Source organism: Pseudomonas ekonensis, from assembly GCF_019145435.1.
GTDB classification, from domain to species: domain Bacteria; phylum Pseudomonadota; class Gammaproteobacteria; order Pseudomonadales; family Pseudomonadaceae; genus Aquipseudomonas; species Aquipseudomonas ekonensis.
In genome coordinates, this window is the sequence record NZ_JAHSTS010000001.1 from 622,973 (window position 1) to 647,966 (window position 24,994).

24 protein-coding genes are annotated in these 24,994 nt (G+C 64.3%); 7 read left to right on the top strand and 17 right to left on the bottom strand.

The genetic code is table 11. The annotated features are described in order from the left end of the window. Nucleotides 1-84: 84 nt before the first annotated feature. The 7 genes from KVG96_RS02910 to KVG96_RS02940 are packed head-to-tail and all read right to left on the bottom strand — an operon-like array spanning nt 85 to nt 7,640. Nucleotides 85-1,410 carry an amidase family protein gene (locus KVG96_RS02910; RefSeq protein WP_217890743.1) on the bottom strand — a complete coding sequence of 442 codons (1,326 nt, stop codon included), beginning with the start codon at nt 1,408-1,410 and terminating at the stop codon, nt 85-87. Nucleotides 1,411-1,442: 32 nt separating this feature from the next. Then, nucleotides 1,443-3,143 (bottom strand): NAD(P)/FAD-dependent oxidoreductase, encoded by a 1,701-nt coding sequence (locus tag KVG96_RS02915; protein WP_217890744.1) that lies wholly within the window; start codon nt 3,141-3,143, stop codon nt 1,443-1,445. 28 nt (nt 3,144-3,171) lie between these two features. Further along, the gene (locus KVG96_RS02920) at nt 3,172-3,651 is read right to left on the bottom strand and encodes an aromatic-ring-hydroxylating dioxygenase subunit beta (RefSeq protein WP_217890745.1); all 480 of its coding nucleotides are present in this window, start codon (nt 3,649-3,651) and stop codon (nt 3,172-3,174) included. After that, a complete protein-coding gene (locus KVG96_RS02925) occupies nt 3,635-4,906 on the bottom strand; it encodes a Rieske 2Fe-2S domain-containing protein (protein WP_367617469.1) in 1,272 nt (423 codons plus the stop codon). The genes KVG96_RS02920 and KVG96_RS02925 overlap by 17 nt, the downstream gene beginning before the upstream one ends. Before the next feature lie 40 nt (nt 4,907-4,946). Beyond that, entirely contained in the window at nt 4,947-5,879 is a 933-nt protein-coding gene (locus KVG96_RS02930; RefSeq protein WP_217890747.1) for a flavin reductase family protein, read from the bottom strand. Further along, nucleotides 5,876-6,292 carry a DUF4440 domain-containing protein gene (locus KVG96_RS02935; RefSeq protein ID WP_217890748.1) on the bottom strand — a complete coding sequence of 139 codons (417 nt, stop codon included), beginning with the start codon at nt 6,290-6,292 and terminating at the stop codon, nt 5,876-5,878. The genes KVG96_RS02930 and KVG96_RS02935 overlap by 4 nt, the downstream gene beginning before the upstream one ends. After that, nucleotides 6,273-7,640 carry an MFS transporter gene (locus KVG96_RS02940; RefSeq protein ID WP_217890749.1) on the bottom strand — a complete coding sequence of 456 codons (1,368 nt, stop codon included), beginning with the start codon at nt 7,638-7,640 and terminating at the stop codon, nt 6,273-6,275. Before KVG96_RS02940 ends, KVG96_RS02935 begins: the two co-directional genes overlap by 20 nt. Nucleotides 7,641-7,745: 105 nt before the next feature. Between KVG96_RS02940 and KVG96_RS02945 the strand changes: the two genes are divergently transcribed. Further along, nucleotides 7,746-8,633: a LysR family transcriptional regulator gene (locus KVG96_RS02945; protein ID WP_085580208.1), complete on the top strand. Its 888-nt coding sequence runs from the start codon at nt 7,746-7,748 to the stop codon at nt 8,631-8,633. Between the two features lie 62 nt (nt 8,634-8,695). Here KVG96_RS02945 and glpD read toward each other — a convergent pair whose 3' ends face one another. From glpD to KVG96_RS02965, 4 genes are all read right to left on the bottom strand, one after another. Then, on the bottom strand, nt 8,696-10,234 hold the full coding sequence (gene glpD, locus KVG96_RS02950) for a glycerol-3-phosphate dehydrogenase (RefSeq protein WP_217890750.1): 1,539 nt from the start codon (nt 10,232-10,234) through the stop codon (nt 8,696-8,698). 313 nt (nt 10,235-10,547) lie between these two features. Continuing rightward, entirely contained in the window at nt 10,548-11,303 is a 756-nt protein-coding gene (locus KVG96_RS02955) for a DeoR/GlpR family transcriptional regulator (RefSeq protein WP_085580212.1), read from the bottom strand. A 96-nt stretch (nt 11,304-11,399) separates the two neighbouring features. Further along, complete coding sequence (glpK, locus tag KVG96_RS02960; RefSeq protein WP_085580214.1) at nt 11,400-12,902, bottom strand: glycerol kinase GlpK; 1,503 nt, start codon at nt 12,900-12,902, stop codon at nt 11,400-11,402. 79 nt (nt 12,903-12,981) lie between these two features. Beyond that, entirely contained in the window at nt 12,982-13,833 is an 852-nt protein-coding gene (locus KVG96_RS02965; RefSeq protein ID WP_085580216.1) for an MIP/aquaporin family protein, read from the bottom strand. 363 nt (nt 13,834-14,196) lie between these two features. On the opposite strand from KVG96_RS02965, the gene ybaK reads away from it, so the two are divergent. Then, nucleotides 14,197-14,667: a Cys-tRNA(Pro) deacylase gene (gene ybaK, locus KVG96_RS02970; RefSeq protein WP_217890751.1), complete on the top strand. Its 471-nt coding sequence runs from the start codon at nt 14,197-14,199 to the stop codon at nt 14,665-14,667. A 98-nt stretch (nt 14,668-14,765) separates the two neighbouring features. Further along, nucleotides 14,766-15,548, top strand: a complete 783-nt coding sequence (locus KVG96_RS02975; protein WP_217890752.1) for a PhzF family phenazine biosynthesis protein — start codon at nt 14,766-14,768, stop codon at nt 15,546-15,548. Between the two features lie 262 nt (nt 15,549-15,810). Here the strand turns inward: KVG96_RS02975 and KVG96_RS02980 are convergent, their stop codons facing one another. Then, nucleotides 15,811-16,920 carry an ABC transporter ATP-binding protein gene (locus tag KVG96_RS02980; RefSeq protein ID WP_217890753.1) on the bottom strand — a complete coding sequence of 370 codons (1,110 nt, stop codon included), beginning with the start codon at nt 16,918-16,920 and terminating at the stop codon, nt 15,811-15,813. Beyond that, complete coding sequence (gene argF, locus KVG96_RS02985; protein ID WP_085580224.1) at nt 16,917-17,837, bottom strand: ornithine carbamoyltransferase; 921 nt, start codon at nt 17,835-17,837, stop codon at nt 16,917-16,919. The genes KVG96_RS02980 and argF overlap by 4 nt, the downstream gene beginning before the upstream one ends. A gap of 404 nt (nt 17,838-18,241) precedes the next feature. Here argF and plzR point away from each other — a divergent pair, with 404 nt between their 5' ends. The 3 genes from plzR (at nt 18,242) to grxD (ending at nt 21,213) form a co-directional block, all read left to right on the top strand. Beyond that, entirely contained in the window at nt 18,242-18,535 is a 294-nt protein-coding gene (gene plzR / locus KVG96_RS02990; RefSeq protein ID WP_217890754.1) for a PlzR type 4 pili assembly inhibitor, read from the top strand. 134 nt (nt 18,536-18,669) lie between these two features. Further along, nucleotides 18,670-20,775, top strand: a complete 2,106-nt coding sequence (locus tag KVG96_RS02995) for a molybdopterin oxidoreductase family protein (protein WP_217890755.1) — start codon at nt 18,670-18,672, stop codon at nt 20,773-20,775. Between the two features lie 96 nt (nt 20,776-20,871). Beyond that, nucleotides 20,872-21,213 carry a Grx4 family monothiol glutaredoxin gene (gene grxD / locus KVG96_RS03000; protein WP_085580230.1) on the top strand — a complete coding sequence of 114 codons (342 nt, stop codon included), beginning with the start codon at nt 20,872-20,874 and terminating at the stop codon, nt 21,211-21,213. Between the two features lie 109 nt (nt 21,214-21,322). Here the strand turns inward: grxD and bfr are convergent, their stop codons facing one another. Both bfr and KVG96_RS03010 read right to left on the bottom strand, forming a co-directional pair. Next, nucleotides 21,323-21,799 carry a bacterioferritin gene (bfr, locus tag KVG96_RS03005; protein ID WP_217890756.1) on the bottom strand — a complete coding sequence of 159 codons (477 nt, stop codon included), beginning with the start codon at nt 21,797-21,799 and terminating at the stop codon, nt 21,323-21,325. A 200-nt stretch (nt 21,800-21,999) separates the two neighbouring features. Continuing rightward, the gene (locus tag KVG96_RS03010; RefSeq protein ID WP_003227725.1) at nt 22,000-22,218 is read right to left on the bottom strand and encodes a bacterioferritin-associated ferredoxin; all 219 of its coding nucleotides are present in this window, start codon (nt 22,216-22,218) and stop codon (nt 22,000-22,002) included. 301 nt (nt 22,219-22,519) lie between these two features. Here KVG96_RS03010 and KVG96_RS03015 point away from each other — a divergent pair, with 301 nt between their 5' ends. Then, the gene (locus tag KVG96_RS03015; protein WP_085580234.1) at nt 22,520-23,122 is read left to right on the top strand and encodes a peroxiredoxin; all 603 of its coding nucleotides are present in this window, start codon (nt 22,520-22,522) and stop codon (nt 23,120-23,122) included. Nucleotides 23,123-23,196: 74 nt separating this feature from the next. On the opposite strand, the gene rnt is transcribed toward KVG96_RS03015, so the two are convergent. Together rnt and pyrC are read right to left on the bottom strand one after the other, a co-directional pair. Further along, a complete protein-coding gene (rnt, locus tag KVG96_RS03020; protein ID WP_217890757.1) occupies nt 23,197-23,868 on the bottom strand; it encodes a ribonuclease T in 672 nt (223 codons plus the stop codon). Then, nucleotides 23,865-24,911, bottom strand: a complete 1,047-nt coding sequence (pyrC, locus tag KVG96_RS03025) for a dihydroorotase (protein WP_085580238.1) — start codon at nt 24,909-24,911, stop codon at nt 23,865-23,867. The genes rnt and pyrC overlap by 4 nt, the downstream gene beginning before the upstream one ends. Nucleotides 24,912-24,994 lie beyond the last annotated feature (83 nt).

The window sequence follows — 24,994 nt, forward strand, 5'->3', positions numbered from 1 at the left end:
GCGGCGGTGCGACTGGCCCGCGAAGGGGTCGTCCGCCTCGACATCAAGGCGACAGATGCGCCGCTCCCACAGGGGGAGCCGGGTTCAGCTGACGCCCAGCCAGGGCGACAGCCGGCGCACATGCGCCAGCAGCAGCTCGTCTTGCCCCGGCAACGCATCGAACGACAGCCCCACCGGCAATGCCCCGGCGGCCGCCACCGGCACGCTGATGCTCGGCGCCGCCAGGTTGCTGGCCGGGTCGGTGTTGCGCACGAACCGCTCGAAATGGCCTTCGTCCGCGCAGTCGCCCAGCAGCGGCGCACTGCTCGCCACCGTCGGGTAGGCGATCAGGTCCAGCCGCTGCCCGGCGAACAGCGCACGGTATTCCTGCTCCAGCCGCACCTTGCCCATCAGCGCCTGCACGTAGTCGGTGTAGGAGATCGCCGGGCTTTCCAGTTGGGCGGTGAGGGTCCTGCGGATGGCCGGGTCGGCGATCTGCGCGAGGATGTCGAGAAAATCCCCGCCGCGCCCTTCCTTCATCAGGAAACGCGGGAAGTCGATGAAGAACTCATAGATCGGCAACGGAAACTGGATGCACTCGTTGATCTCGCCGAGGGCCGCGTCGTTGACCGGCACGATCTCCACGCCCCGGTCGGCCAGCGCGTTGATCGCGCGCCGGCCGTCGCGGCGCACGTTGTCGTCCAGGTCCGACCAGAAGAAGCGTTCCGGCAGGCCGATGCGCAGCGGTCGGTTTTCCGGCTGAGGGGCGGGGCCGCGGCCGGTCAGGTGGTGGTGGACGAACTGGCAGTCTTCCACGGTGCGGGTCAGCAGGCCGGGGGTGTCCTTGGTCTGCGAGACCGGCACGATGCCGTCCGCCGGGTAGGCGCCGGTGGTGGGCCGCAGGCCGACGATCCCGCAGAAGGCCGCCGGGATGCGCACCGAACCGCCGGTGTCGGTGCCCACCGCGCACGGCACCAGCCCGGCGGCCACGGCGGCGGCGCAACCGCCGCTGCTGCCGCCGGCGCTGCGGCGCTCGTCGGCCGGGTTGGCCACCGCGCCGTGGGCGTGGTTGGCCGAGGTCACGCCGAACGACAGTTCGTGCATGTTGTTCTTGCCCACGACCTGCGCCCCCAACCGGCGCAGGTCCGCCACGATGCCCGCGTCCGCCTGCGGCACATAGCCGGCCAGGCCCGGCGTGCCGGCGGTGGTCGGCAGGCCGCGGACATTGATGTTGTCCTTGAAGGACACCGGCAGCCCGTAGAGCGGTGCGTCGCGGTTCGCCTGCGGCGACGCCGGGTCGAAGGAGATGAAACTGTTCAGGTGCTGCGCGCCCTGGTGCCGTTCGCGCAGGTCTTGCCGCCAGGCGTCGGGGCAGAGATCGCCAGCGCGGAAACCGGCGACGAGTTGTTCAATGGATAAGCGACTGTTCATGGAAAGTCTCGGCGAAAGGGAGAGGGGCCCGGTCAGCAGTAGCGGTACTGCGGCACTAGGCCGTCCAGGGGGTTGCCGTCGATCAGGTCGCCGCCCAGGCTGCTGATCACCGCGCAGGCGGTGTTCAAGGCGGTCTGGATCGAGCCTTCGGCCCAGCCCCCGGTGAACGAGGCGCCGCAGCCGGCCAGGTACAGGCCGGTGTCTTGGCCGGCGTCGAGGGCGGTGCGGAACTGATAGAACAGGCGCTCGGAATAGATGTCGTCGCCGGGGAAGTTCAGCTTGAACGCGCCCAGGGCGTGCTTGTCGGTCAGCCAGTCGTATTCGAGCACGTAGCGCCCGTAGTCGCCGTTGAGCGGCACCAGATGGCGGGCGAATTCCGGCGCGCTCATCGCCAGTTCGTCCACCAGGCGCAGGCAGCGCTGCACCTTGTCGGTCATCGAGACCATCTTGTGCGAGTCGTCCTCCCACGTGTAGCTGATCAGCACCACGCCCCAGGAATCCGGGTCCTGCGGGGCGTAGTCCAGGCAGTACACGCCCTTGACCAGGGTGTCGGTCTGGATGTTGTGCGCCAGGCCGTGCTTGAGCCAGAACTTGTCCTTGGTGAGGATGAACAGTTTCGAGGAGCCGACCATGTGGGTTTCGTTGATCGCCCGGGCCACGTCGCGGTTCACGAACGTCTGGTCCTGGGTGAGCTTGAGGTTGACCTGCAGGGCGCGGGTCGTGGCGGTGGTGATCACCCGGTCGCAGGCGTAGGTCTCGCCGTTGCTGCCGGCCAGCAGGATCTGGCCGTCCGCGTCCTTGTCGATCGATTCGATGCGGGTGCGGCAGATCATGTCGCGCAGTTGCATGCCGTTGAACGAGGTGTCGGCGATCAGTTCCGCCAGGGTCGAGATGCCGTTGGGCACCAGGCGCTGGTTGACCTCCAGCCCGTTGACCACCAGGCGCAGGATCTCGGTGAACGAGGCGCGGTACACCGACTGGAAGCCGCCGGAGCCGATCCCCAGGGAGCCGAACAGGTGGAAGTCCTCAGGCTTGCGCCACGCCTTGCCGCCGGGCGGGTTCTTGCCGGTGAAGATCCGCACCATCGCCGAGTAGAACGAGCTGTCGCCGAAGCAGTCCAGGTAGCGTTGCCACTCCGGCTGCACTTCGCAGTAGTTGTGCTGCTTGAGCAGTTCGGTCAGCAGCAGGGGCGGGGCCAGGCGGGTGCCGTCGTCCAGGGTCGCGCCCTCGCTCAGGAACGCGCTCCAGCCCTGGTGCACGGTGCGGAACAACGCCGGCGGCGGCTGCATCGCCGGCCAGTGGTGGGTCTCGCCGCGGTAGTGCAGTTCGGTGTCGACCACGCCCGGGTCGGGAAAGGTGTTGGTGGTGTGGATGCCGAAGCGGTTGAGGTAATGGAACAGCCCCACTTCGCTCGGCGGGAAGCGCATGGCGCCCATCTCGGCGATGAACTGCGGCTGCTCTTCGTCAAAGCACTGGGTCAGCAGGCGGCCGCCGATGTGGCTTGGTTCGGCTTCGAACAGGGTCACGCGGCGGGCGCCGGCGCGCAGCAGCTCATAGGCGGCCACCAGCCCGGTCAGGCCGGCGCCGACGATGCCGATGTGCTTGTCGGCGCTTTCGGGCGGCAGGTGGCCGATGGCCTTGTCGGCGTTGCGCAGGAACTGGCCGTAGTCGTACAGCAGGTCGACGTAGGGGAAAGACAGGCACGCGGCGCCCTGGCTGGAGTCGTTGTTCATGGGAGTCACAGGGGGAATTCTCGGTCGGTCAGATGATGAGTTGCAGGCTTTCGAGGGCGCGGGCGGGGTTGAGCAGCAAGACTTTCTTGCCCTGGATCTTCCACTGGCCGTCGAGGTGGATCAGCCGGTGCTCGACGGTGACGGGGTAGTGCCATTCCTGTTCGCCGCGGGCCTCGCAATACATCAGGTTGCTGCTGGCGGTCGCGCTGCAGGACGGCTCCTGGACGGTGATCCGCGGCCGTTGGGCGATATGCAGGCAGCGGCTTTTCGGCTGCTGGGAAAAGTTGCGGGCATTGGCCAGGCGGTTGATGCGCAGGGTGGTCAGGAAGCGGTCTTCGTACACCAGCGAGGACTCGTGCAGCGGGCTCTGCTGCTCGCGGGTCATGGGGATCCAGTAGGTGTAGTCGTCGCTCAGCAACTGCTGCCAGGCGTCGAAATCCTGTTGGTCGAGCAGGTGCATTTCGGTCTCGAGCAAGCGCTCGACGGCCCGTTCAGTTGGTTCGTGCATGGTCGTCCCGCATCAGGTTTTGCCAGTGGTCGTAGAAATTGCGCATCGCCCGTTCGCTGGTGCCGGACACCACGCGGGTCTGGTCGTGGGTCTCGCCCGGCGCGAACAGGCGGGCGACGTTGACCCACTCGTTGGCGTCGCTGCGCAGGCCTTCCGTGGCGCGTTCGTACATCTCCACGTCGTCGTGGGCGACCATCGAGCACGGTGAGTTGATCAGGTTGTTGTACTGCACGGTCCGCTCAAGCAACTGCACCGGGGCGCCCTGCAGTTCGAAGATCCACGATTCGACGATGGTGTCCGTCGCGCTGACCGGGCGGATCACCCGCAGGGTCTGGATCGGGCCCTTGACCATCAGGTTGGGGAAATAGACGGTGTTGTGCCGGGTGTCGTCGAGGATCGCCTGGGCCTGGGCTTCGCCGTAGCTCTCGACCATCAGGTCCCAGTAGCCGGGAATGCTGGTGTAGGCCTTGTGGATCGAGTTGCTGACCCCGGTGTGCCCATGGCCGTTGGGCCAGACGCGGATGCCCATGCCGGCGAAGAATTCGTAGGAACCCATGAACGGCGAGAACAGCTCCACCGCCATCGGCGCCGGACGGCTCTGGTCGCCGGTTTCCTTCCACAGGCGGATGGCTTCGCCGGCCGAGGATTCGTGGGCGATCATCGGGTGGCAGGTGTCGGTCTGGTTGTCGACCACCATCTTCCAGTTGCAGCGGTGGCGGTGCAGCAGCGGCTGGCCGACCACGCGCAGTTCGCCCTTGGGCGAGCGCATGACCATGTTGTCGAGGGTCGACAGCGACTCGCCGAAGAACTCCTCGAAACCGATGCCGGTCTCGTTCAGGCGCACGAACACGAAACCGCGGTAGTTGCGCACCGCCGCCACCTGGCGCATGCCTTTGCCGGCCGAACAGCTGCCGAGGTCGCAGTCGTCGTATTCCTTCTTCACCGGGATGCTCATCAGCTCGCCGTCGGTCTTGAACGTCCAGGCGTGGTACGGGCAGCGCATGAAGCGGCCGACGTTGCCGCGGGTTTCGGCCAGCACCTTCACGCCCTTGTGCGGGCAGCGGTTGTGCAGCACGACGATGTCGCCGTTCTTCTGGCGCACCATGGCCAGCGGCTGGGCGGCGAGGGTGGCGGTGAAGTAGTCGCCGGCCTCGGGGATCAGGCTGTCGTGGCCCAGGTAGCACCAGCTGGCGGCAAACACCCGCTGCTGTTCCTGTTCGAAAAGTCGCTGATCAAGGAACAGAGACTTGTGCACTTCTCTGCCATTGAAATAGTTGTCCAACGGGGTGTCCTCTTCAGATCGCCAGCTTCAGGCGGGGGCTCTTCGCCCGGGAGACGCAGGGATACATCCGTGCGCTGCAGGCCGCTTCTTGTTCGCTCATGATGAAATCGCGGTGATCGACGTCGCCTTCGAGCACGTCCAGCGCACAGACGCCGCACTCGCCCCGGCGGCAGTCGTAGATCGGGTCGAGGCCGGCGGCCTCCAGGGCTTCGAGCAGGGTCTGGCCGGGGCCGACCTCAAGGCTCACGCCGGACTCGGCGGCCTCGACCGTGAAGCCTTGCGCACCGTCGTCCCTGGCGACGTTGAACACTTCCAGGTGGATGCGCTCACGGGGCAGGCCGACGCTTTGGGCATGGCTCAGGATTTCGCTGAGCATCGCGGCCGGGCCGCAGACGTACAGGCGGTCCTCGGGGGTGAGGTCGGCGAGCACCTCACCGAGCGCCGGGCGCTGGCCGGACAGGTGCAGGTTCATCCGCTCCTGCAGCAGCGTGCGCAGGTCGTCGGCGTAGGCGGCGTCTTCGGCGCTGCGGGCGAAGTAATGCAGGTGCGCGGGGCGTTCGAGCGCCGTCAGGTGGCGCAGGATGCCGGTCAGCGGCGTGATGCCGATGCCGCCGGCGATGGCGATGTCCCGGCCGGCTTCGACGCTGAGCGGGTAGTCGAAGGTGTTGAACGGGCCGTCGAGCTCGACGGCGTCGTCGACCTTCAGCGAGCGGATGTAGCGGCTGCTGGGCGAGTCGTCCGAAAGGCGGACGGCAAAGGTGAAACGCCCTTCGGCGGCCTCGTTCAGCTCCACCGTCGAGTAGTGGCGCCAGTCGCCGGATTCAGGCATCCGCCATTTGAAATGGGCACCGGCATGGGCCGAGGCGGCGGGGGCCGCCGGGCCGCTGACGGTGATTTCCTTGATGGACGCCGACAGCATCCGGCAGTGGGTGACGGTGAACTTCATGCCGGAGTTTCCTGGGGCAAAGGCGTTTCGTGCAGGTACAGCCATTGGGTGCTGTGGTGGTGCACGCGCAGGATCGCCACGGAAATGCGCGAGGTCTCGCGCTGGTTCTGGCGATGGGTTTCCTTGTAGCGCAGGGCCACGGTCGCGCCTTCGCGCCAGACGGTGTGCAGGTCGCTGATGACGATCTCAAGGCCCGGACGGGCGCCGACCGCGCCCTTGAACAGCTGTTCGACCTGGGCCCGGCCGACCACGGCGGCGGAGGTGGTGACCATGCTGAAGTCTTCGGTGAAGACATCCATCAGCGGGGCGATGGCGGCTTCGCCGGTGCCGTCGGCATCGGTGAAGACACGGTGGATCAGCTCATGCACGTGATGGACGCTGTGGCGCGCTTGTTCAACCGGGTTGTTGTTCATGGCATTCCTTTGGAGGGTTCAGTTGGCTCATGTGGAACAGAGGGAACAGCCCGGCCAGCGCGGCGATCGCGAAGGTCGCGTGATAGGCCGGGGTGGAGTCGAGCTGTTTGAGCAGCAGGTTGTAGATCATCAGGAACAGGGCCGCGCCGACGCTGAAGGACATCTGCCGGTTGATGTTCCAGATCACGCTGGCCTTGTGCGTGTCGCCGCCCTTGAAGTCCATCAGCGACGTGGTCTGCGCGGTGTTGGCGCCGATGCCGCCGCCTGTGCCCATCAGGCAGTAGGCGATCACGATCACCCAGATGTCCGTCGGCGCGTCCACCAGCATCAGGGTGGCGATGCCGGCGCTGTGCAGGAGCATGCCGAGGGTGAACAGGCGCTTGGCGCCGACCCGGTTGTAGACCCGGCCGCAGACCGTCATCGCGATGAACGCGCCGGCGGCGTAGAGGATCATGAACATCCCGGTCAGGCGGGCGCTGAAGTGCAGGGTGTTCTGCAGGAAGAAGATGCTCATCAGGTTGACCCCGGTGAACACGCCGGGAATCGCGTAATAGATGAAGATCGACGTGCTGAGCTTTTTGCTGCGCAGCAGGCTCAGGTCGATGATCGCGTCGCGGGTGCGGCGGTAGTGCAGCAGGTACAGCGCGACGAACATCAGGCCTGCCGCAAGGCAAGCGACGGCGGTGGCGGCCGGGTAGTCGCCGCCGTACAGCGACATGCCCATCAGCAGGCTGCCGAGGGCGGCGCTGACCAGCAGCAGGCCGACGATGTCCGGGCGGGCCAGGCTGGTCGGTTTGGTCTCCCGGATCCAGAACCACGACAGGCCGGCGGCGATCAGCGAGAACGGGATGTTGCTGTAGAACACCCAGCGCCATGAACTGGTGTCGACGATGATGCCGCCGACGGTGGGCGAAATCGCCGGGGCGATCAGGGCCACGGCCATCACCATCGTCGAGATCCTGGCCCGCTGCTCGCCCTGGAACAGGTTGAAGGTCAGCGCCTGGCCCACCGGAATCAGCAGGCCGCCGCCGATGCCCTGGACGAAGCGCCAGATCACCAGTTCATGGAAGCTGTCGGCCAGGCCGCACATCCACACGGAACCGGTGAACACCAGCATCGAGAGGGTGAGGATCTCGCGGCTGCCGAAGCGGCCGGCCAGCCAGGTGCTGACGGGAATGATCAGGGTCAGGCCCAGAATGTAGGCGTTCGCCACCCAGGCCACGGAAGAACTGCTGACCTGCAAAGTTGCCGATATGCTCGGCAATGCCACGGCCGACATGAATATGTTTATGCAGTCAATAAAAAAGCCGATCAGAAAGATCAGCGCGATTTTGTAGCGATAGTTCATGTTGTTTCCTCTTTCCCGCAAAGCATAGGGGCGATGGACTTGGGGTGTCGATACGACTATGCTTAAAACAATGTTTGAAAGGATTGAACAGTGAACTCTACCGCCATGCATTCTCATCTTAATCGGGTTCAGACATTTCTCGCGGTGGTCGATTTCGGCTCCTACACCAAGGCCGCGAATTACCTGAGTATCAGCAAAGCCATGGCCAGCCTGCATGTCAAGGCGCTGGAAGAAGTTCTTTCGGCGACGCTGCTGATCCGCAACACGCGCAGCATATCGCTGACCGAAATAGGCCAGGACTTCTATGAAGAGTTCAAAGGCATTGTCGCGGATATCGATAATGCCTTTGACAATGTATTGAAGGGCAATAACCGGGTGTCCGGAAAGTTACGAATCAGTTCGACCAGCGAATATGGCGAGCGCTATATATTGCCGTTGATCCCCTTGTTTATAGAGCGTTATCCGGAAGTGCGCCTGAGCTATAACTTCAACTCTTCGTTGAATGATCTGGTGGCCGAGAAACTTGATCTGGTGATACGCCTCGGCAACCTGGCCGACTCGGCGTTCAAGAGCCGCAAGCTGGCGGACTACGACATCGTGCTGGTCGCCACGCCCGCGTTCCTGGAGCGTCATCCTGTGGCGCAGCCCCAGGACCTGAACGGCGTGCCGTGGATCGCCAACAGCAACCTGCAGGCGCCGACCCAGTGGCTTTTGCGCGACGCCCAGGGCATCGGCAGCGAGATCCACGGCACCAGCCATTTCGAATCCAACTCTTCCACGGCGATCCGCTCGATGACCTTGTCGTCGCTCGGCGTGTCGGTGCTGCCGGGCTGGGTGGTCGAGGACGACATCGCCAGCGGTCGCCTGGTCCGCCTGCTGCCGGATCATGCGCTGCCGTCGCAGTCGATCAACGTCGTGTTCCCCAACACCGCGCACCTGCCGCACAAGTCCCGGGCGTTCATCGATTTCCTGCTGCTGCACCTGGCCGACTGACAAGGCACAAAAAAGCCCCTGAATCCTGCGATTCAGGGGCTTTCGTTTGTGCGGTGCCCGGATCAGGCCGCTTCGGTCTTGCTGCGGTTCTGCTCGACCTTGTTCAGGTAGGCCGCCAGCTTCTGTTGTTCGTCGGCGGTGGTGAACAGGCCCAGCTTGCTGCGGCGCCACAGGATGTCCTGGGCGCTGGTGGCCCACTCTTCGCTGCACAGGTAATCGACTTCGCGGGTGTAGAGCCCGCCGCCCAGGTGCTCGCCCATGTCGGCCAGGGTTTCCACGCCTTCGAGCATGCGCCAGGTGCGGCTGCCGTAGGTGGTGGCCCAGCGTCGGGCGATCTCGGTCGGCACCCAGTCGAACTTGTCGCGGATCAGCGCGCACAGCGCTTGCGGGGTGGTCATGTCTTCGCCGCCCGGGAGGGTGGCGCCGGCGGTCCAGCTCGGGCGCATCTGGGTGAAGTACGGCATCAGTTGCGCCATCGCCGACTCGGCCAGCTTGCGGTAGGTGGTCAGCTTGCCGCCGAACACCGACAGCAGCGGCGCCTCCTCGGTGCCGCCGGACAGCGCCAGGGTGTAGTCGCGGGTCACGGCCGACGGGTTGTCGGACTCGTCGTTGCACAGCGGACGCACGCCCGAATAGGTGTGCAGGATGTCGTCGCGGCCGATCTGCTTCTTGAAGTGGGCGTTGACCACTTTGAGCAGGTAATCGGTTTCGCCGTCAGTGATCGCCACCTGCGCCGGGTCGCCGGTGTATTCGCGGTCGGTGGTGCCGATCAGGGTCAGGCCGTTGAGGTACGGGATGGTGAAGACGATGCGCTGGTCCTCGTTCTGCAGGATGTGCGCGTGATCGCCTTCGTACAGCTTCGGCACGATGATGTGGCTGCCCTGGATCAGACGGATGCCGTAAGGCGATTCCATCTTCAGGTCGTCGCGGATGAACTTGGCGACCCACGGGCCGGCGGCGTTCACCAGGGCCTTGGCGGTGATCGAGAAGAGGCTGCCGTCGGCGCGCTCCAGGTGCAGGTGCCACAGGCCCTTGGTGCGGCGCGCGCTGACGCAGCGGGTCCGGGTGTGGATGTGCGCGCCTTTCTCGCGGGCGGCCATGGCGTTGAGCACAACGAGGCGGGCGTCATCGACCCAGCAGTCGGAGTATTCGAAGCCCTTGCTGATTTCGCTTTTCAGTGCGCTGTCGGCGCCGAACTTCAGGCTCTTGGAGCCGGCGAGCTTTTCCCGCTTGCCGAGGTGGTCGTACAGGAACAGGCCGGCGCGGATCATCCAGGCCGGACGCAGGTGCGGGCGGTGCGGCAGCACGAAACGCATCGGCTTGACGATGTGCGGCGCCTTGGCCAGCAGCACTTCGCGTTCGGCCAGGGCTTCGCGCACCAGGCGGAATTCGTAATGTTCGAGGTAGCGCAGGCCGCCGTGGATCAGCTTGCTGCTGGCCGAAGAGGTGTGGCTGGCCAGGTCGTCCTTTTCGCAAAGGAACACCGAGAGGCCGCGACCCGCGGCATCCGCTGCGATCCCCACGCCATTGATCCCGCCGCCGATCACGGCGATGTCGTAGACCTCGGAAAGAGGGGGCGTAGGCAAGGTAGAAGTGGGCATCGGCGGGCCTCGGGATCTTTTAGTTTTCTGTTTGGAAATCGAACATGAATGTTCATTTGCGAAAATGGTAGCCCATAAAGACGCGCACAGCCAGTCGCCTTCGATTGAAAAAACTCATCGAAGGGCGGCTAAAAGAAAATATTCGAACATGAAATGCGCGTCAGAGCGCGGATGGGGGGCTGTGAGATCGCCATCGCGGGCAAGCCCGCTCCCACAGGGCTTTCGTCGTTCACAGAGCTGATGAACACGGCAGACACTGTGGGAGCGGGCTTGCCCGCGATGGCGTCAGTGAAGACGCCGAGCAACGAAGGGGTCAGACGACTTCCAGGCGAACCTTGTGCTGGTTCAGCAGTTGCATCAGCGCCGGCACCGGTTGCTGGTCGGTGACCAGGCAATCGATCAGGCTGATCGGGCCCAGGCGGATCATGGCGTTGCGCCCGAACTTGCTGGAGTCGGCCGCCAGGATCACCTGCCGGGCATTGGCGATGATCGCCTGGGACACCCGCACTTCCTGGTAGTCGAAGTCGAGCAGGCTGCCGTCCTCGTCGATCCCGCTGATGCCGACCAGGGCGAAGTCCACCTTGAACTGGTTGATGAAGTCGACGCTGGCCTGGCCGACCACGCCGCCGTCGCGGCGCACGTTGCCGCCGGTCAGCAGCACGTCGAAGTCATCCTTGGCGCTGAGCATCGAGGCGACGTGCAGGTTGTTGGTGATGATCTTCAGGTGGCTGTGGTTGAGCAGGGCGCGGGCGATGGATTCGGTGGTGGTGCCGATGTTGATGAACAGCGAGGCGTGATCGGGGATCTGCGCGGCGATGGCTTCGCCGATGCGTTGCTTTTCGTCGCGCATCTGGTCGGCGCGCATCGCATAGGCGGTGTTTTCGACGCTGGAATCGTAGGCGGCGCCGCCGTGGTAGCGGCGCAGCAGGTTGGCTTCGGCGAGCTGGTTGATGTCGCGGCGGATGGTCTGCGGGGTGACAACGAACAGCGTGGCCATTTCCTCGATGCTGACATAGCCGCGTTCGCGGACCAGTTCGAGGATTTGCTGCTGACGGGGAGGCAGATTCATGGGGCTTCCTTTGGGCTGCCGTGCAAAATTTGCCCATGATGCCGCAGGAATCACCTCCCGGCCAAGTTAGAACCCTATCGGGATCTCAAGCTTGGCTTATTCAGCGTCTTCGCGCTCCCAGTCGCGGGTGCGGCTGACGGCCTTTTTCCAGCCCTTGTAGAGTTTTTCCTTGGCGGCTTCGTCCAGGGTCGGCGCGAACTCGCGTTCGATCACCGCCTTGTCGCGCAGCTCGTCCAGGCTGCCCCAGAAGCCGCACGCCAGGCCCGCCAGGTAGGCGGCGCCGAGGGCGGTGGTCTCGCGCATTTTCGGGCGCTCCACCTGGGTGCCGAGGATGTCGGCCTGGAACTGCATCAGGAAGTTGTTGGCCACGGCGCCACCGTCCACGCGCAGGGCCTTGAGGCGTTCGCCGGAGTCCTGCTGCATGGCGTCGAGCACGTCGCGGGTCTGGTAGGCGATCGACTCCAGCGCGGCGCGGATGATGTGATCCACGCGCACGCCGCGGGTCAGGCCGAACAGGGCGCCGCGGGCATACGGATCCCAGTACGGCGCGCCCAGGCCGGTGAAGGCCGGCACCAGGTACACGCCGTTGCTGTCCTTGACCTTGTTGGCGAAGTATTCGGTGTCGTGGGCGTCGTTGACGATCTTCAGCTCATCGCGCAGCCACTGCACGGTGGAGCCGCCGTTGAACACCGCGCCTTCCAGGGCGTAGGCCACTTCGCCGCGGGGGCCGCAGGCGATGGTGGTGAGCATGCCGTGCTGCGATTTCACCGCTTTGTCGCCGGTGTTCATCAAAAGGAAGCAGCCGGTGCCGTAGGTGTTCTTCGCCTGGCCGGGCTCTACGCACATCTGGCCGAACAGGGCGGCCTGCTGGTCGCCGGCGATGCCGCCGATGGCGATGCCGCTCTTGGTGCGGCCGTAGATTTCCGACGAGGCCTTGACCGGCGGCAGCATCTCGCGCGGGATGTCCAGCAGCTCCAGCATCTTGGAGTCCCACTCCAGGGTGTGGATGTTGAAGAGCATGGTGCGCGAGGCGTTGGTGTAGTCGGTGACGTGAACCTTGCCGCCGGTGAATTTCCAGATCAGCCAGCTGTCGACGGTGCCGAACAGCAGTTCGCCGTTGCGCGCGCGTTCGCGGCTGCCTTCGACGTTGTCCAGGATCCACTTCAGCTTGGTGCCGGAGAAGTACGGGTCGGTGACCAGGCCCGTGGTGTCGCGGATGTATTGCTCGTGGCCGTCGCGCTTGAGCTGCTGGCAGATCTCGGTGCTGCGGCGGCACTGCCAGACGATGGCGTTGTACACCGGACGGCCGGTGTTCTTGTCCCAGACCACGGTGGTCTCGCGCTGGTTGGTGATGCCGATGGCGGCCACCTGGTCGTGGTGCAGGCCGGCCTGCGCCAGGGCTTCGACCATCACCGCGCTCTGGGTGGCGAAGATTTCCATCGGGTCGTGTTCGACCCAGCCGGCTTGCGGGTAATGCTGGGCGAATTCGCGCTGGGCGGTGCAGACCACGTTCGCGTCGCGGTCGAAGATGATCGCGCGGGAGCTGGTCGTACCCTGATCGAGGGCAATGATGTAGTTCTTGTTCTGTGTGTCGGTCATGTCGATTGCCTTGGACGATAAAAAGGGAGAGTGGGCCGGGGCGCAGGTTCGCGAAGGGCAGGAACCTGCGCCGACGGGATCAAGAGGTTCTTGGTTTGCCGTCAATGGCCGGTTCTGCATCCTTTGTAGCAGGTGTGGCGCCGGTCAGGTGGCGGGCGATGAGCCCGCGGTACCCGGCGGCGCCGAGGCAGGCACCGACGATCGGTGCGAAAACAGGAATCAGGAAATACGGAATGTCACGTCCGCCGGTGAAGGAAATTTCACCCCAGCCGGCAAAGAAAGTCATCAGCTTGGGACCGAAGTCGCGGGCCGGGTTCATCGCGAAGCCGGTCAGCGGGCCCATCGCGCTGCCGATCACGGCGATCAGCAGGCCGATCAGCAGCGGCGCCAGGGGGCCTTTCGGCAGGCCGTTGTTGTCGTCGGTCAGGGACATGATCACGCCCATCAGGATCGCGGTGATGATCACCTCGACCAGGAACGCCTGGGCGGTCGACAGCACAGGGTTCGGGAAGGTCGAGAACACGCCCGCCAGTTCCAGGCTGGCCGGGGTGCCGCGCACCATGTGGTGGGTCTGTTCGAAATCGAAGAACAGGTTGCTGTACAGCGTGTACACCAACAGCGCGCCGCAGAACGCGCCGGCGACCTGGGCAAGGATGTAGAACGGCAGCTTGCGCTTGTCGAAGTCGGCGAACAGGGTCAGCGCGATGCTCACGGCCGGGTTCAGGTGCGCGCCGGACACCCCGGCGGTGAGGTAGATCGCCATGCTCACGCCGACGCCCCAGATGATGCTGATTTCCCACAGGCCGAAACTGGCGCCTGCGACCTTGAGCGCCGCGACGCAGCCGGTGCCGAAGAAGATCAGGAGTGCAGTACCCAGAAACTCGGCCAGGCACTGGCCCGAGAGTGATGGTTGCCGTAACGCAGTTGTCATTGAAAACCTCGGTTCTTTTTGTTGTCTGGCGCGGTTGCCGACGGGGCAAGGCGCGATTTTCACCGGGGCAGGATCCCCATCCTGTTCCCGGTCTGCTGCTGGGTGCTGCGGTGAAGATATTTGCTGCATTATTCAGATTCGAAAAAATATAGACAAGAAACACTGCTGTCAAAGGTCGAAAGTGAACCGCCGGTCACAAATAAACTATCAGTCGCATGAATGATCGGGCGGGCGGTTCTCGGCAGGCGTGAGAAGCGTGTCTGCAGGCCACAGGAATCGTGGCTTGTGGTAGAGCCTTTTGCGCTTCGATGGCCTAGAATCCGGCGCATCGCTTTTTCCCTGACCGCCGAGCCTGGAGCTGCCATGACCCCTGCGTTGGACTTGTTGAAAAAAGTTCGTGCCGAACATCGCGTGCACAGTTACGAACATGATCCCAAGGCGGCCTCCTACGGGCTGGAGGCCGCGGAAAAGCTGGGGTTGGATCCGGCGCAGGTGTTCAAGACGCTGCTGGCGGCCAGTGAAAAGGGTGAGCTGCTGGTGGCGGTGGTGCCGGTCGTCGGAAGCCTCGACCTCAAAGGGCTGGCCCACGCGGCGGGGGTGAAGAAAGTCGAAATGGCCGATCCTGCGGCGGCGCAACGCTCCACGGGGTACTTGCTCGGTGGCATCAGCCCGCTGGGGCAGAAAAAACGCCTGCGCACGTTCATCGACAGCTCGGCCCAACCTTTTGCGACCATTTATGTCAGCGCCGGCCGCCGGGGGCTGGAGGTTGAACTGGCGCCGGCGGTTTTGGCCGAACACACCCAGGCCCGGTTCGCCGACATCGGCCGCGCGTGAGACGCCTCGACACTGTATGACGGAAATCGGCGGACTCTGTCTCTGGCGCGGAACCGGTCGCCACGGCATGCTCGGCCGACAGACAAAGGGAGAAGGTTATGCAGCTAGCGTTTCATCAGGTCGATGCGTTCAGCGATCGGCCGTTCAGCGGCAATCCGGCGATGGTCTACCGGCTCGACGCCTGGCTTGCGGACGATCTGATGCAGAAGATCGCCGCCGAGCACAACCTGGCGGAAACCGCGTTTCTGGTGCGCGAAGGGCAGGCCTGGCACATCCGCTGGTTCACGCCGACCACCGAAGTGCCGCTGTGCGGCCATGCGACCCTGGCCAGCGCCCATGTGCTGTTCGACATCTATAAGGAAACCGCCGAACGTCTGGACTTCACCTGCAAGTCCGGGCCGTTGAGCGTCAGCCGCGAAGGCGACACCCTATGGCTGGACTTCCCGGCCATCGAGGCGGTGGAGCGGGGCGTCACCGTGGAGATCGAGCGGGCGCTGAACGTCCAGGCGGTGGATGTCCTCAGTTCCAATGAGTTGATGGTGGTGCTGGAGTCGGAGCAGGCCGTGCTCGACTGCAAACCGGACATGGCCGCCCTGGCCAGACTGCCGTGGCTGGGCGCCATCGTCACCGCGCGGGGCAGCCAGCATGACTTCGTCTCGCGTTACTTTGCCCCGGCCATCGGCATCAACGAAGACCCGGTCACCGGTTCCACCCACTGCAGCCTGATCCCTTACTGGGCCAAGCGGCTGGGCAAAACCCGCCTGACCGCTTGCCAGCGCTCGGCGCGTGGCGGGGAACTGTTCTGCCGGCTGGAAGGCGAGCGGGTGAAGATCGGCGGGCATGCGACGCTGGTGGCCAGCGGCACCTTGACCCTGAAGTAGCCCGCTCCCACAGGGATCGCTGGTGCCCGCAGAATCCCTGCACACCACAAAAACCTGTAGGGGCTTGCCTGCAAGCGATGGGGCCGGTAGTGCCGGCATCGGGGGTGACTGACCCATCGCCATCGCCAGCAGGCTGGCTCCTACAGGTATCGTGGATGTACTCAGGATCGGCCGTCACCCCAAACCACTGTGGGAGCTGCGGTGCGACGACTCGACTTGCCAGCGACAGGGCCGGCAATGCCGGCACAGGGATTGGCTTGATTCAGTGAGCGGTGCTGTACCGCCGCACGCCGTTCTCCACCGCCGGAATCTGCGCCGCCGTGCTGCCCGAGGCCTGGAACAGCACCAGGTGTTCGGCGGCCACGCGAATGCCCACGTCGGCGCCGACCTGGTGATCCACATGGCTGGGGAAGATTGACTCCAGTTGCGCGCCGGTCGGCAGTTGCAGGCGGTACAGGGTCGAAGCGCCGAGGAACGTCTTGCCGACGATCCTCGCCTTGAGCGCGCTGTCGGGGGCATGGACGATGTCGTCCGGCCGCAGCAGCACGTCCACCGCGCCGCCGACCGGCCAGGTGTAGGCGCGGTTGCCGCGCAGTTCGCCAAGCTCGGTCTGCACCGACTCGGGACTGCTGAGCTGGCCGCGGATGAAGTAGCCCTGGCCGATGAAGCTGGCGACGAACGGGGTCGCCGGTTCGTGGTACAGGTTGTAGGGCGTGTCCCACTGCTCCAGCCGGCCTTCCTTGAACACCCCGACGTGGTCGCTGACCGCGAAGGCCTCTTCCTGATCGTGGGTCACCAAAATCGCGCTGGTGCCCCGGGCCTTGAGGATGTCCCGCACTTCGCGGCTGAGCTTGCGCCGCAGTTCGCCGTCGAGGTTGGAGAACGGCTCGTCGAGCAGCAGCAATTGCGGCTCCGGCGCCAGCGCCCGGGCGAGGGCGACGCGCTGTTGCTGGCCGCCGGACAGTTCATGGGGAAAACGCTTGCCCAGGTTCTTCAGGTTGACCAGTTCCAGCAGCTCTTCGGTGACGCGCTCCTTGTGCGGATGCTTGCGGATGCCGAAGGCGATGTTGTCCGCCACGCTCAGGTGCGGGAACAGCGCGTAGTCCTGGAACACCATGCCGATCCGGCGCTTCTCCGGCGCGAGGGTGAAGCCTGCGCTGGAGAGGGTTTCGCCGCCGAGCTGGATTTCCCCTTCGTGCACCGGCTCGAAACCGGCGATGGCGCGCAGGGTGGTGGTCTTGCCGCAGCCGGACGAGCCCAGCAGGCAGCCGATGTCGCCGGCGTTGAGGTGCAGGTTGAGGTTCTGCACCACACGTTGGTCTTGATAGCCGCAAGCGAGGTTGCGCAGGTTCAGCAGTAATTCATGGCTCATGCGTGGTGATATGCCGGTTCGACGAGGAACTCGAGCAGGGCCTTCTGTGCGTGGAGACGGTTTTCTGCCTGATCCCACGCCACGGAGCGCGGGTCGTCAAGCAGGTCGAGGCTGATTTCTTCGCCGCGGTGGGCAGGCAGGCAGTGCATGAACAGCACGTCCTCGGCGGCCAGGTCCAGCAGGGCGCGGGTGACCTGGAACGGCGCGAACAGCTTGAGGCGCTTGGCGGTTTCCTCTTCCTGGCCCATGGAAGTCCAGACGTCGGTGCTCACCAGGTGCGCGCCGCGCACGGCGTCCTGCGGGTCGCGGACGATGGTCACGCGGTCGCCGGCGCGGGCGACGAATTCAGGGTTGGGTTCGTAGCCTTCCGGGCAGGCCACGCGCAACTGGAAGTCGAACTGGATCGCCGCTTCTATATAGCTGTTGCACATGTTGTTGCCGTCGCCGATCCAGGCCACGGTCTTGCCCTGGATCGAACCGCGGTGCTCGAGGAACGTCTGCATGTCGGCCAGCAACTGGCACGGGTGCAGGTCGTCCGACAGGCCGTTGATCACCGGCACGCGGGAGTTGGCGGCGAATTCGGTCAGGGTGCTGTGGGCAAAGGTACGGATCATCACGGCATCGAGCATGCTCGACATGACGATGGCGCAGTCGCTGATGGGCTCGCCGCGGCCCAGTTGGGTGTCGCGCGGCGACAGGAAGATCGCCTGGCCGCCGAGCTGGATCATGCCGGCCTCGAAGGAGATCCGGGTGCGGGTCGAGGACTTCTCGAAGATCATCCCCAGTACGCGGTTTTTCAAGGGCTCGAACAGTACGCCGCGGTTACGCAGGTCCTTGAGCTCAACGCCTCGACGGATCACGCTGACCAGCTCTTCGGGCGTGCAATCCATCAGGGAGAGAAAGTGCCTTGCGCTCATCATTGACTACCTTTTTGCTACGGACCGCAGATGCTCAAAGCCTTGTTTTTCTTAACAACGGGCGAGACCTGCGGCGTAAGCCGCACGGGGGCGACGAAATAGGGGAAGGCGCGATATTGACACTAAATGTCGCGTTTTTCCAATAGGCGAAGGGTTTCGCGGAGTTCGATGGCGTAATAAAGCCGTCTGGAGCGTGTCGCCGAGGCCGGTTCCGGTCGGCAGCGACCTCTTTTTACACTGGCGCCGACGGGCTTGGCAATCAAGCGTGGCGGGGATGGCACGGCTCTGGTCGGTTTGCGGCCGGTGCGTCACCGATCCGTTTGGTCGAATGGACGGGGTGAAACATTTGCTAAAGCAAAGTGCTGGGTTATAAATAAATCACGAGCGACGCAGGAAGCCTCCGCATGGAATCGAAAGAGCAACTGTTAATGGAACTGCTGGGCCACACGGCACGCTCGCTGACCCACCTCACGGCGTCGGTCACCTCGATGTCGTTCGAACTGCTGCGCAGCGACGACGAAGTGATCAAGGCCGCCGGCCGCCACATGATCGACCGCATGGCCACCATCAGTACCGGGCTCGACGAGCACTGGCGGCTGATCGGCGAACTGACCGGCGTGCATGTCGCCCACGAGCAGATCGAAACCATCCAGGAAATCCAGCTGCAGGCCCCGCCGCCGCAGTTGCCGTCCAGTTGACCGTGCGTGGCCATCGGCCCGCCTGATGGCCGGCGATTCACAGGACGAACGTCGCTGGCGGCGGCCCGGATCCCGCGCCATAGTTTTGTTCCCGCGGTCGACAGCGTCCGCCCAGAACAAGACAGAGACTGGCCATGACCAAGACTCTCCACCACCGTGCCTGCCACCTGTGCGAAGCCATCTGCGGCTTGACCATCGAAACCACCGAAACCGACGGCGCCGTCGCGATCACCTCGATCAAGGGCGATGCCCAGGACAGCTTCAGCCGCGGCCACATCTGCCCCAAGGCCGTGGCCCTGCAAGACATCCAGAACGATCCCGACCGCCTGCGCCAGCCGATGCGCAGGGTCGGCGGCGAGTGGCTGCCCATCGAGTGGGACGAGGCGTTCGCCCTGGTGGCCGAGCGGCTGGCGGCCATCCAGGCGCGTCACGGCCAGAACGCGGTCGCCGTATACCAAGGCAACCCCAGCGTGCACAACTACGGGCTGATGACCCACAGCAACTACTTCCTCGGCCTGCTGAAGACCCGCAACCGCTATTCCGCGACGTCGGTCGATCAATTGCCCCATCACCTGTCCAGCCATCTGATGTACGGCCACGGTCTGCTGCTGCCGATCCCGGACATCGACCACACCGCGTTCATGCTGATCCTGGGCGGCAACCCGCTGGCGTCCAACGGCAGCATCATGACCGTGCCCGACGTGGAGAAGCGCCTGAAGGCGATCCAGGCCCGGGGCGGCAAAGTGGTGGTGGTCGATCCCCGGCGCAGCGAGACGGCGGCCATGGCCGACCAGCACCTGTTCGTGCGGCCCGGCGGCGATGCGGCGCTGCTGTTCGGCCTGCTCAACACATTGTTCGATGAAGGCCTGACCCGCGACAGTCATTTGCCGGTCAGCGGCCTCGATGATGTGCGTGCGGCGGTGGCGCCGTTCAGCGCCGAAGCCATGAGCCCGCTGTGCGCGGTGCCGGCGCAGCAGATCCGCCAGTTGGCCCGGGATTTCGCGGCCGCGCCCAGCGCCGTCTGCTACGGCCGCATGGGTGTTTCGACCCAGGCGTTCGGCACCGTGTGCCATTGGCTGGTGCAATTGATCAACCTGGTGACCGGCAACCTCGACCGCGTCGGCGGCGCCCTGTGCACGGAGCCGGCGGTGGACCTGGTGGCGTCCACGTCCGGCGGGCACTTCAACAAATGGCAAAGCCGCGTGTCGGGGCGCCCGGAATACGGCGGCGAGCTGCCGGTGTCGGCGCTGGCCGAGGAAATGCTCACCGAAGGCGAAGGCCAGATCCGCGCGCTGATCACCGTGGCCGGCAACCCGGTGCTGTCCACGCCCAACGGCCGGCAGCTGGAACAGGCGCTGGACGGGCTGGAGTTCATGGTCAGCGTCGACCTGTACATCAACGAGACCACGCGCTACGCCGACCTGATCCTGCCTTCGACCTCGGCGCTGGAGAACGATCACTACGACACCACGTTCAACCTGTTCGCGGTGCGCAACGTCACCCGCTTCAACCGGGCGATCCTGCCCAAGCCGCAAGGCGCGCTGCACGACTGGGAGATCTTCGTCGGCCTGGCCAAGGCCTTTGCCGAAAAGACCGGCAAGGAACTCAAGCCGACCATGGCGCCGGCGCAGATGATCGACATGGGCCTGCGCATGGGCCGGTACGGCGACGCGTCGGCGCAGAGGCTGTCGCTGGCGACGCTGGCCGACCATCCCCACGGGTTCGACCTGGGGCCGTTGCAGCCTAACCTGGCGGCGCGGCTGAAGACCGCCGACGGAACGATCCAGGCCGCACCGGCGCCGATCCTCGCTGACCTTGCCCGGTTCGCCGCCCAGCGGGCGCCGGCTCCCGACGAGTTGCTGATGATCGGGCGCCGTCATGTGCGCAGCAACAACTCCTGGATGCACAACTTCCATCGGCTGGTGAAGGGCAAGCCGCGGCATCAGTTGCTGATGCACCCGGATGATCTCGCCGCGCGTGGCTTGAGCGACGGGCAACGGGTGCGGGTGAGTTCGCGGGTCGGCCAGATCGAGGTCGAGGTGCTGGGCAGCCTGGACATGATGAAAGGCGTGGTCAGCCTGCCGCACGGTTGGGGGCATGCGCGCCCGGGCGTGCAGATGGCGATCGCCAGCGGCCAGCCGGGCTCCAGCGCCAACGATCTGACCGATGAGTGCCAGCTCGACGAGCTGTCGGGCAATGCGGCGCTCAACGGCGTGCCGGTGACGGTGGCGGCGGCGTGAACAAGTCGGCGGGGAGACCGAGCAGGGCGCTCGGGATTCCGTTACAATGCGCCACCGTGCCGACCCATGAGTCGGAAAGTTCAGCCGAGGTGCTCCATGGATATCATCGAAACGATTAAAGAGCAGATTGCCAACAACACCATTCTGCTTTACATGAAAGGCTCGCCGAATGCCCCGCAGTGTGGCTTCTCCGCGAAAGCCGCGCAGGCCGTGATGGGCTGTGGCGAGAAGTTCGCCTACGTCGACATCCTGCAGAACCCGGAAATCCGCGCCAACCTGCCCAAGTACGCCAACTGGCCGACGTTCCCGCAGCTGTGGGTCGCCGGTGAACTGGTCGGCGGCAGCGACATCATGGCTGAGATGTTCGCCAACGGTGAGTTGCAGACCCTGATCAAGGACGCGTCCGCCAAGGCTGCTGCGGCCAAGACCGACGCTTGATCCTTGCCCTCGGGTTCCGGCATCGGCCGAAACCCGGGCGCCAACGAAAAGCCCCGCCTCTCGAAAGAGGGCGGGGCTTTTTGTCGGGTCGCGTTCAGCGGGCGGTCAATTACTCGTCGTCGCCCATCTGCGACTGCAGGTAGTTCTCCAGGCCGATCTTGTCGATCAGGCCGAGCTGGGTTTCCAGCCAGTCGATGTGCTCTTCTTCGGATTCAAGGATGTCTTCGAGCAGTTCACGGCTGCCGAAGTCGCCGACGGATTCGCAGTGGGCGATCGCCACTTTCAGGTCGGCGTGGCCGGTGCGCTCGATCTTCAGGTCGCATTCCAGCATTTCCGGGGTGTTCTCGCCGATGAACAGCTTGCCCAGGTCCTGCACGTTCGGAATGCCTTCCAGGAACAGGATGCGCTTGATCAGCTTGTCCGCGTGCTTCATCTCGTCGATGGATTCTTTGTACTCGTGCTTGCCGAGCTTGTTCAGGCCCCAATCTTCATACATGCGCGCATGCAGGAAGTACTGATTGATCGCGACCAGTTCATTGGCAAGGATCTTGTTGAGATGCTGGATGACTGTAACGTCGCCTTTCATGATGGGAGTCCTGCCCTGTAATAGCTGTATATAGGGCAGAGTTTGATCCCGACAATTACGGGTGTCAAACCTAAGTTATTGAATAATATATGAAATTTAATCGGAATAAGAATGTTTGTGTTCTGCGTCTAGACGCTAAGCGATTGATTTACGGGCATAAAAAAACCGGACATATGTCCGGTTCTTTGAATGGGGGGTGTTTATGCGGCGGTAAATTCTACCGGATAAGGGATCGCGGCCTGGGCGGTCTGCAGCTTGGTCAGGGTTTCGCGGACCACTTCCTTCGCCAGGCAGGCGCATTTGCCGCATTGGCTGGCCACGCCGGTGGCCTGACGGACTTCCTTATAGCTGCAGCAGCCTTCATAGATCGCTTCGCGGATCTGTCCGTCGGTGACGCCAGTGCAGAGGCAAACATACATAAGGGATAACCGTCGCTGGTGGTGACTCGATTGCGATGGATCTTAATGTTAACGAGAATGATTGTCAAAGTGCTTTCCCTGGCGTTTTTGACACGGCGACGGATGGCTGACGAACGGCGATGTGTGGCCCGTTGCCTGCACCGTGCCGGGGCCCGCCCGCGAAAAACCTTTAAGGACAGGGCAAACGTGCAGTGTATGATGGTCGCCCCTTGCGAAGAGGATCCGTGTCACAGGGCTGTCGCCTGAGGGTGGCAGGCTGGCCCGGACCCTGAACTTCAAGTCTATACACCAGGAGATATCCATGAGCGTACTCGTAGGCAAACAAGCCCCTGACTTCACCGTACCGGCCGTACTCGGCAATGGCGAGATCGTCGACAGCTTCACCCTGTCCTCGGCCATCAAAGGCAAATACGGCCTGGTGTTCTTCTACCCGCTGGACTTCACCTTCGTCTGCCCGTCCGAGCTGATCGCCCTGGACAACCGCATGGCCGACTTCAAGGCGCGCAACGTGGAAGTGGTCGCCGTGTCGATCGACTCGCACTTCACCCACAACGCCTGGCGCAACACCCCGGTCAACAACGGCGGCATCGGCCAGGTGAAATACACCATGGCTGCCGACATGAAGCACGAAATCGCCAAGGCCTACGACGTTGAGTCCGAAGGCGGCGTGGCTTTCCGTGGCGCGTTCCTGATCGACGACAAGGGCGTCGTCCGCTCGCAGATCGTCAACGACCTGCCGCTGGGCCGCAACATGGAAGAGCTGATCCGTCTGGTCGACGCGCTGCAGTTCCACGAAGAGCACGGCGAAGTCTGCCCGGCCAACTGGAAGAAAGGCGACAAAGGCATGAACGCTTCGCCGGAAGGCGTTGCGGCTTACCTGACCGAGAACGCTGCCGCCCTGTAAGGCGCAACGTCGAGGCACAAAAAAACCGGCTCCAGTGGCCGGTTTTTTTGTGTGCGGGATTTGTCAGGCGCCGATCAGTCGTCGAAGTCTTCCCAGCCGCCCATCTGCTTCCAGCGGTTGACGATGCCGCAGAACAGCTCGGCGGTCTTCTCGGTGTCGTAACGCGCCGAATGCGCTTCACGGCCGTCGAAGTCGATGCCGGCCGCCTGGCAGGCCTTGGCCAGAACGGTCTGGCCGTAGGCCAGGCCGGCGAGGGTCGCGGTGTCGAAGCTGGAGAACGGATGGAACGGATTGCGCTTCATGTCCAGGCGCGCAACCGCCGCGTTGAGGAAGCCCAGGTCGAAGCTGCTGTTGTGACCCACCAGGATCGCCCGCTTGCAGCCGTTGGCTTTCAGCGACTTGCGTACGCCGCGGAAAATGTCGGTCAGCGCAGTCTCTTCGCTGACCGCCATGCGCAGCGGGTGATCGAGCTTGATCCCGGTGAACTCCAGTGCGGCCGGTTCGATGTTGGCGCCTTCGAACGGCTCGACCCGGAAGAAATAGGTGTGGTCCGGGTACACGAAACCCTTTTCATCCATGGCGATGGTGGTCGCGGCGATCTCCAGCAACGCGTCGGTGGCCGAGTTGAAGCCGCCGGTCTCTACGTCGACGACGACCGGCAGGTAGCCGCGGAAACGCGCTGCCATCGGATGGCGTGCGCCGCCGCCCTGACCGTCCAGTTCATCGTCGAAATGGTCTTCACTCACGCGTGTTCCTCCAGCAGGCGCCAGCGCAGTTTTTCACCGGCGCGCAGCGGGATGACGTTCAGCTCGCCGAACGGCAGGCTGGCAGGGGCGGTCCATTCTTCGCGGACCAGGGTGATGCGGTCGGTGTTGGCCGGCAACCCGTAGAAGCGCGGGCCGTTGAGGCTGGCGAACGCTTCGAGCTTGTCCAGCGCGTTGCGCTGTTCGAACGCTTCGGCATACAGCTCGATGGCGGCGTAGGCGGTGTAGCAGCCGGCGCAGCCGCAGGCGGCTTCCTTGGCGTGCTGGGCGTGCGGCGCCGAGTCGGTGCCGAGGAAGAACTTCGCGCTGCCGCCGGTGGCCGCGTCCAGCAGGGCTTCCTGGTGCGTGTTGCGCTTGAGGATCGGCAGGCAATAGAAGTGCGGCCGGATCCCGCCCACCAGCATGTGGTTGCGGTTGTAGAGCAGGTGATGGGCCGTGATGGTCGCGCCGACGTTGGCCGAGGCCTCGTTGACGAACTGCACGGCGTCGCCGGTGGTGATGTGCTCGAACACGACCTTGAGGGTCGGGAAACGCTCGACCACGCGGCGCATGTGCTCGTCGATGAAGATCTTTTCGCGGTCGAACACGTCGACGTCGCCACGGGTGACCTCGCCGTGGATCAGCAGCGGCATGCCGACTTCGGCCATGGCCTCCAGCGCCGGGAAGATCTTGTCGATGCTGGTGACCCCGGAGTCGGAGTTGGTGGTCGCGCCGGCCGGGTACAGCTTGGCGGCGTGCACGAAGCCGGTGGCCTTGGCCTGACGGATCTCTTCAGGCTGGGTGCGGTCGGTCAGGTACAGCACCATCAACGGTTCGAAGCGGCTGCCGGCCGGACGGGCAGCGAGGATCCGCTGACGGTAGCCGTCGGCCTCGGCGGCATTGCGCACCGGAGGTACCAGGTTGGGCATGATGATGGCGCGGCCAAAGGTGCGCGCGACATCCGCAACGGTATTGGTCAACACGGCACCATCGCGAAGGTGGATGTGCCAGTCGTCGGGACGCAGCAGGGTCAGGCGGTCGGACATGAGGGGATTCCAGGCGGGTCAAACTGTAGGGAATGCTACCGGAAAAGACACTTGCAGGCACTCGCTATCAAGTTTTGCGAAAA

What these genes read in the sequence shown, in the direction of transcription:
- KVG96_RS02955 (WP_085580212.1), bottom strand. Translation starts at nt 11,303, where the DNA reads ATGAATCTGCCTCCCCGTCAGCAGCAAATCCTCGAACTGGTCCGCGAA.
- argF (WP_085580224.1), bottom strand. Translation starts at nt 17,837, where the DNA reads ATGAGCGCAAGGCACTTTCTCTCCCTGATGGATTGCACGCCCGAAGAG.
- KVG96_RS02930 (WP_217890747.1), bottom strand. Translation starts at nt 5,879, where the DNA reads ATGAAGTTCACCGTCACCCACTGCCGGATGCTGTCGGCGTCCATCAAG.
- glpD (WP_217890750.1), bottom strand. Translation starts at nt 10,234, where the DNA reads ATGCCCACTTCTACCTTGCCTACGCCCCCTCTTTCCGAGGTCTACGAC.
- KVG96_RS02940 (WP_217890749.1), bottom strand. Translation starts at nt 7,640, where the DNA reads ATGAACTATCGCTACAAAATCGCGCTGATCTTTCTGATCGGCTTTTTT.
- grxD (WP_085580230.1), top strand. Translation starts at nt 20,872, where the DNA reads ATGGATATCATCGAAACGATTAAAGAGCAGATTGCCAACAACACCATT.
- plzR (WP_217890754.1), top strand. Translation starts at nt 18,242, where the DNA reads ATGGAATCGAAAGAGCAACTGTTAATGGAACTGCTGGGCCACACGGCA.
- KVG96_RS03010 (WP_003227725.1), bottom strand. Translation starts at nt 22,218, where the DNA reads ATGTATGTTTGCCTCTGCACTGGCGTCACCGACGGACAGATCCGCGAA.
- KVG96_RS02980 (WP_217890753.1), bottom strand. Translation starts at nt 16,920, where the DNA reads ATGAGCCATGAATTACTGCTGAACCTGCGCAACCTCGCTTGCGGCTAT.
- KVG96_RS02915 (WP_217890744.1), bottom strand. Translation starts at nt 3,143, where the DNA reads ATGAACAACGACTCCAGCCAGGGCGCCGCGTGCCTGTCTTTCCCCTAC.
- KVG96_RS02945 (WP_085580208.1), top strand. Translation starts at nt 7,746, where the DNA reads ATGCATTCTCATCTTAATCGGGTTCAGACATTTCTCGCGGTGGTCGAT.
- KVG96_RS02965 (WP_085580216.1), bottom strand. Translation starts at nt 13,833, where the DNA reads ATGACAACTGCGTTACGGCAACCATCACTCTCGGGCCAGTGCCTGGCC.
- KVG96_RS02975 (WP_217890752.1), top strand. Translation starts at nt 14,766, where the DNA reads ATGCAGCTAGCGTTTCATCAGGTCGATGCGTTCAGCGATCGGCCGTTC.
- pyrC (WP_085580238.1), bottom strand. Translation starts at nt 24,911, where the DNA reads ATGTCCGACCGCCTGACCCTGCTGCGTCCCGACGACTGGCACATCCAC.
- KVG96_RS02935 (WP_217890748.1), bottom strand. Translation starts at nt 6,292, where the DNA reads ATGAACAACAACCCGGTTGAACAAGCGCGCCACAGCGTCCATCACGTG.
- glpK (WP_085580214.1), bottom strand. Translation starts at nt 12,902, where the DNA reads ATGACCGACACACAGAACAAGAACTACATCATTGCCCTCGATCAGGGT.
- ybaK (WP_217890751.1), top strand. Translation starts at nt 14,197, where the DNA reads ATGACCCCTGCGTTGGACTTGTTGAAAAAAGTTCGTGCCGAACATCGC.
- KVG96_RS02910 (WP_217890743.1), bottom strand. Translation starts at nt 1,410, where the DNA reads ATGAACAGTCGCTTATCCATTGAACAACTCGTCGCCGGTTTCCGCGCT.
- KVG96_RS03015 (WP_085580234.1), top strand. Translation starts at nt 22,520, where the DNA reads ATGAGCGTACTCGTAGGCAAACAAGCCCCTGACTTCACCGTACCGGCC.
- KVG96_RS02920 (WP_217890745.1), bottom strand. Translation starts at nt 3,651, where the DNA reads ATGCACGAACCAACTGAACGGGCCGTCGAGCGCTTGCTCGAGACCGAA.
- KVG96_RS02995 (WP_217890755.1), top strand. Translation starts at nt 18,670, where the DNA reads ATGACCAAGACTCTCCACCACCGTGCCTGCCACCTGTGCGAAGCCATC.
- bfr (WP_217890756.1), bottom strand. Translation starts at nt 21,799, where the DNA reads ATGAAAGGCGACGTTACAGTCATCCAGCATCTCAACAAGATCCTTGCC.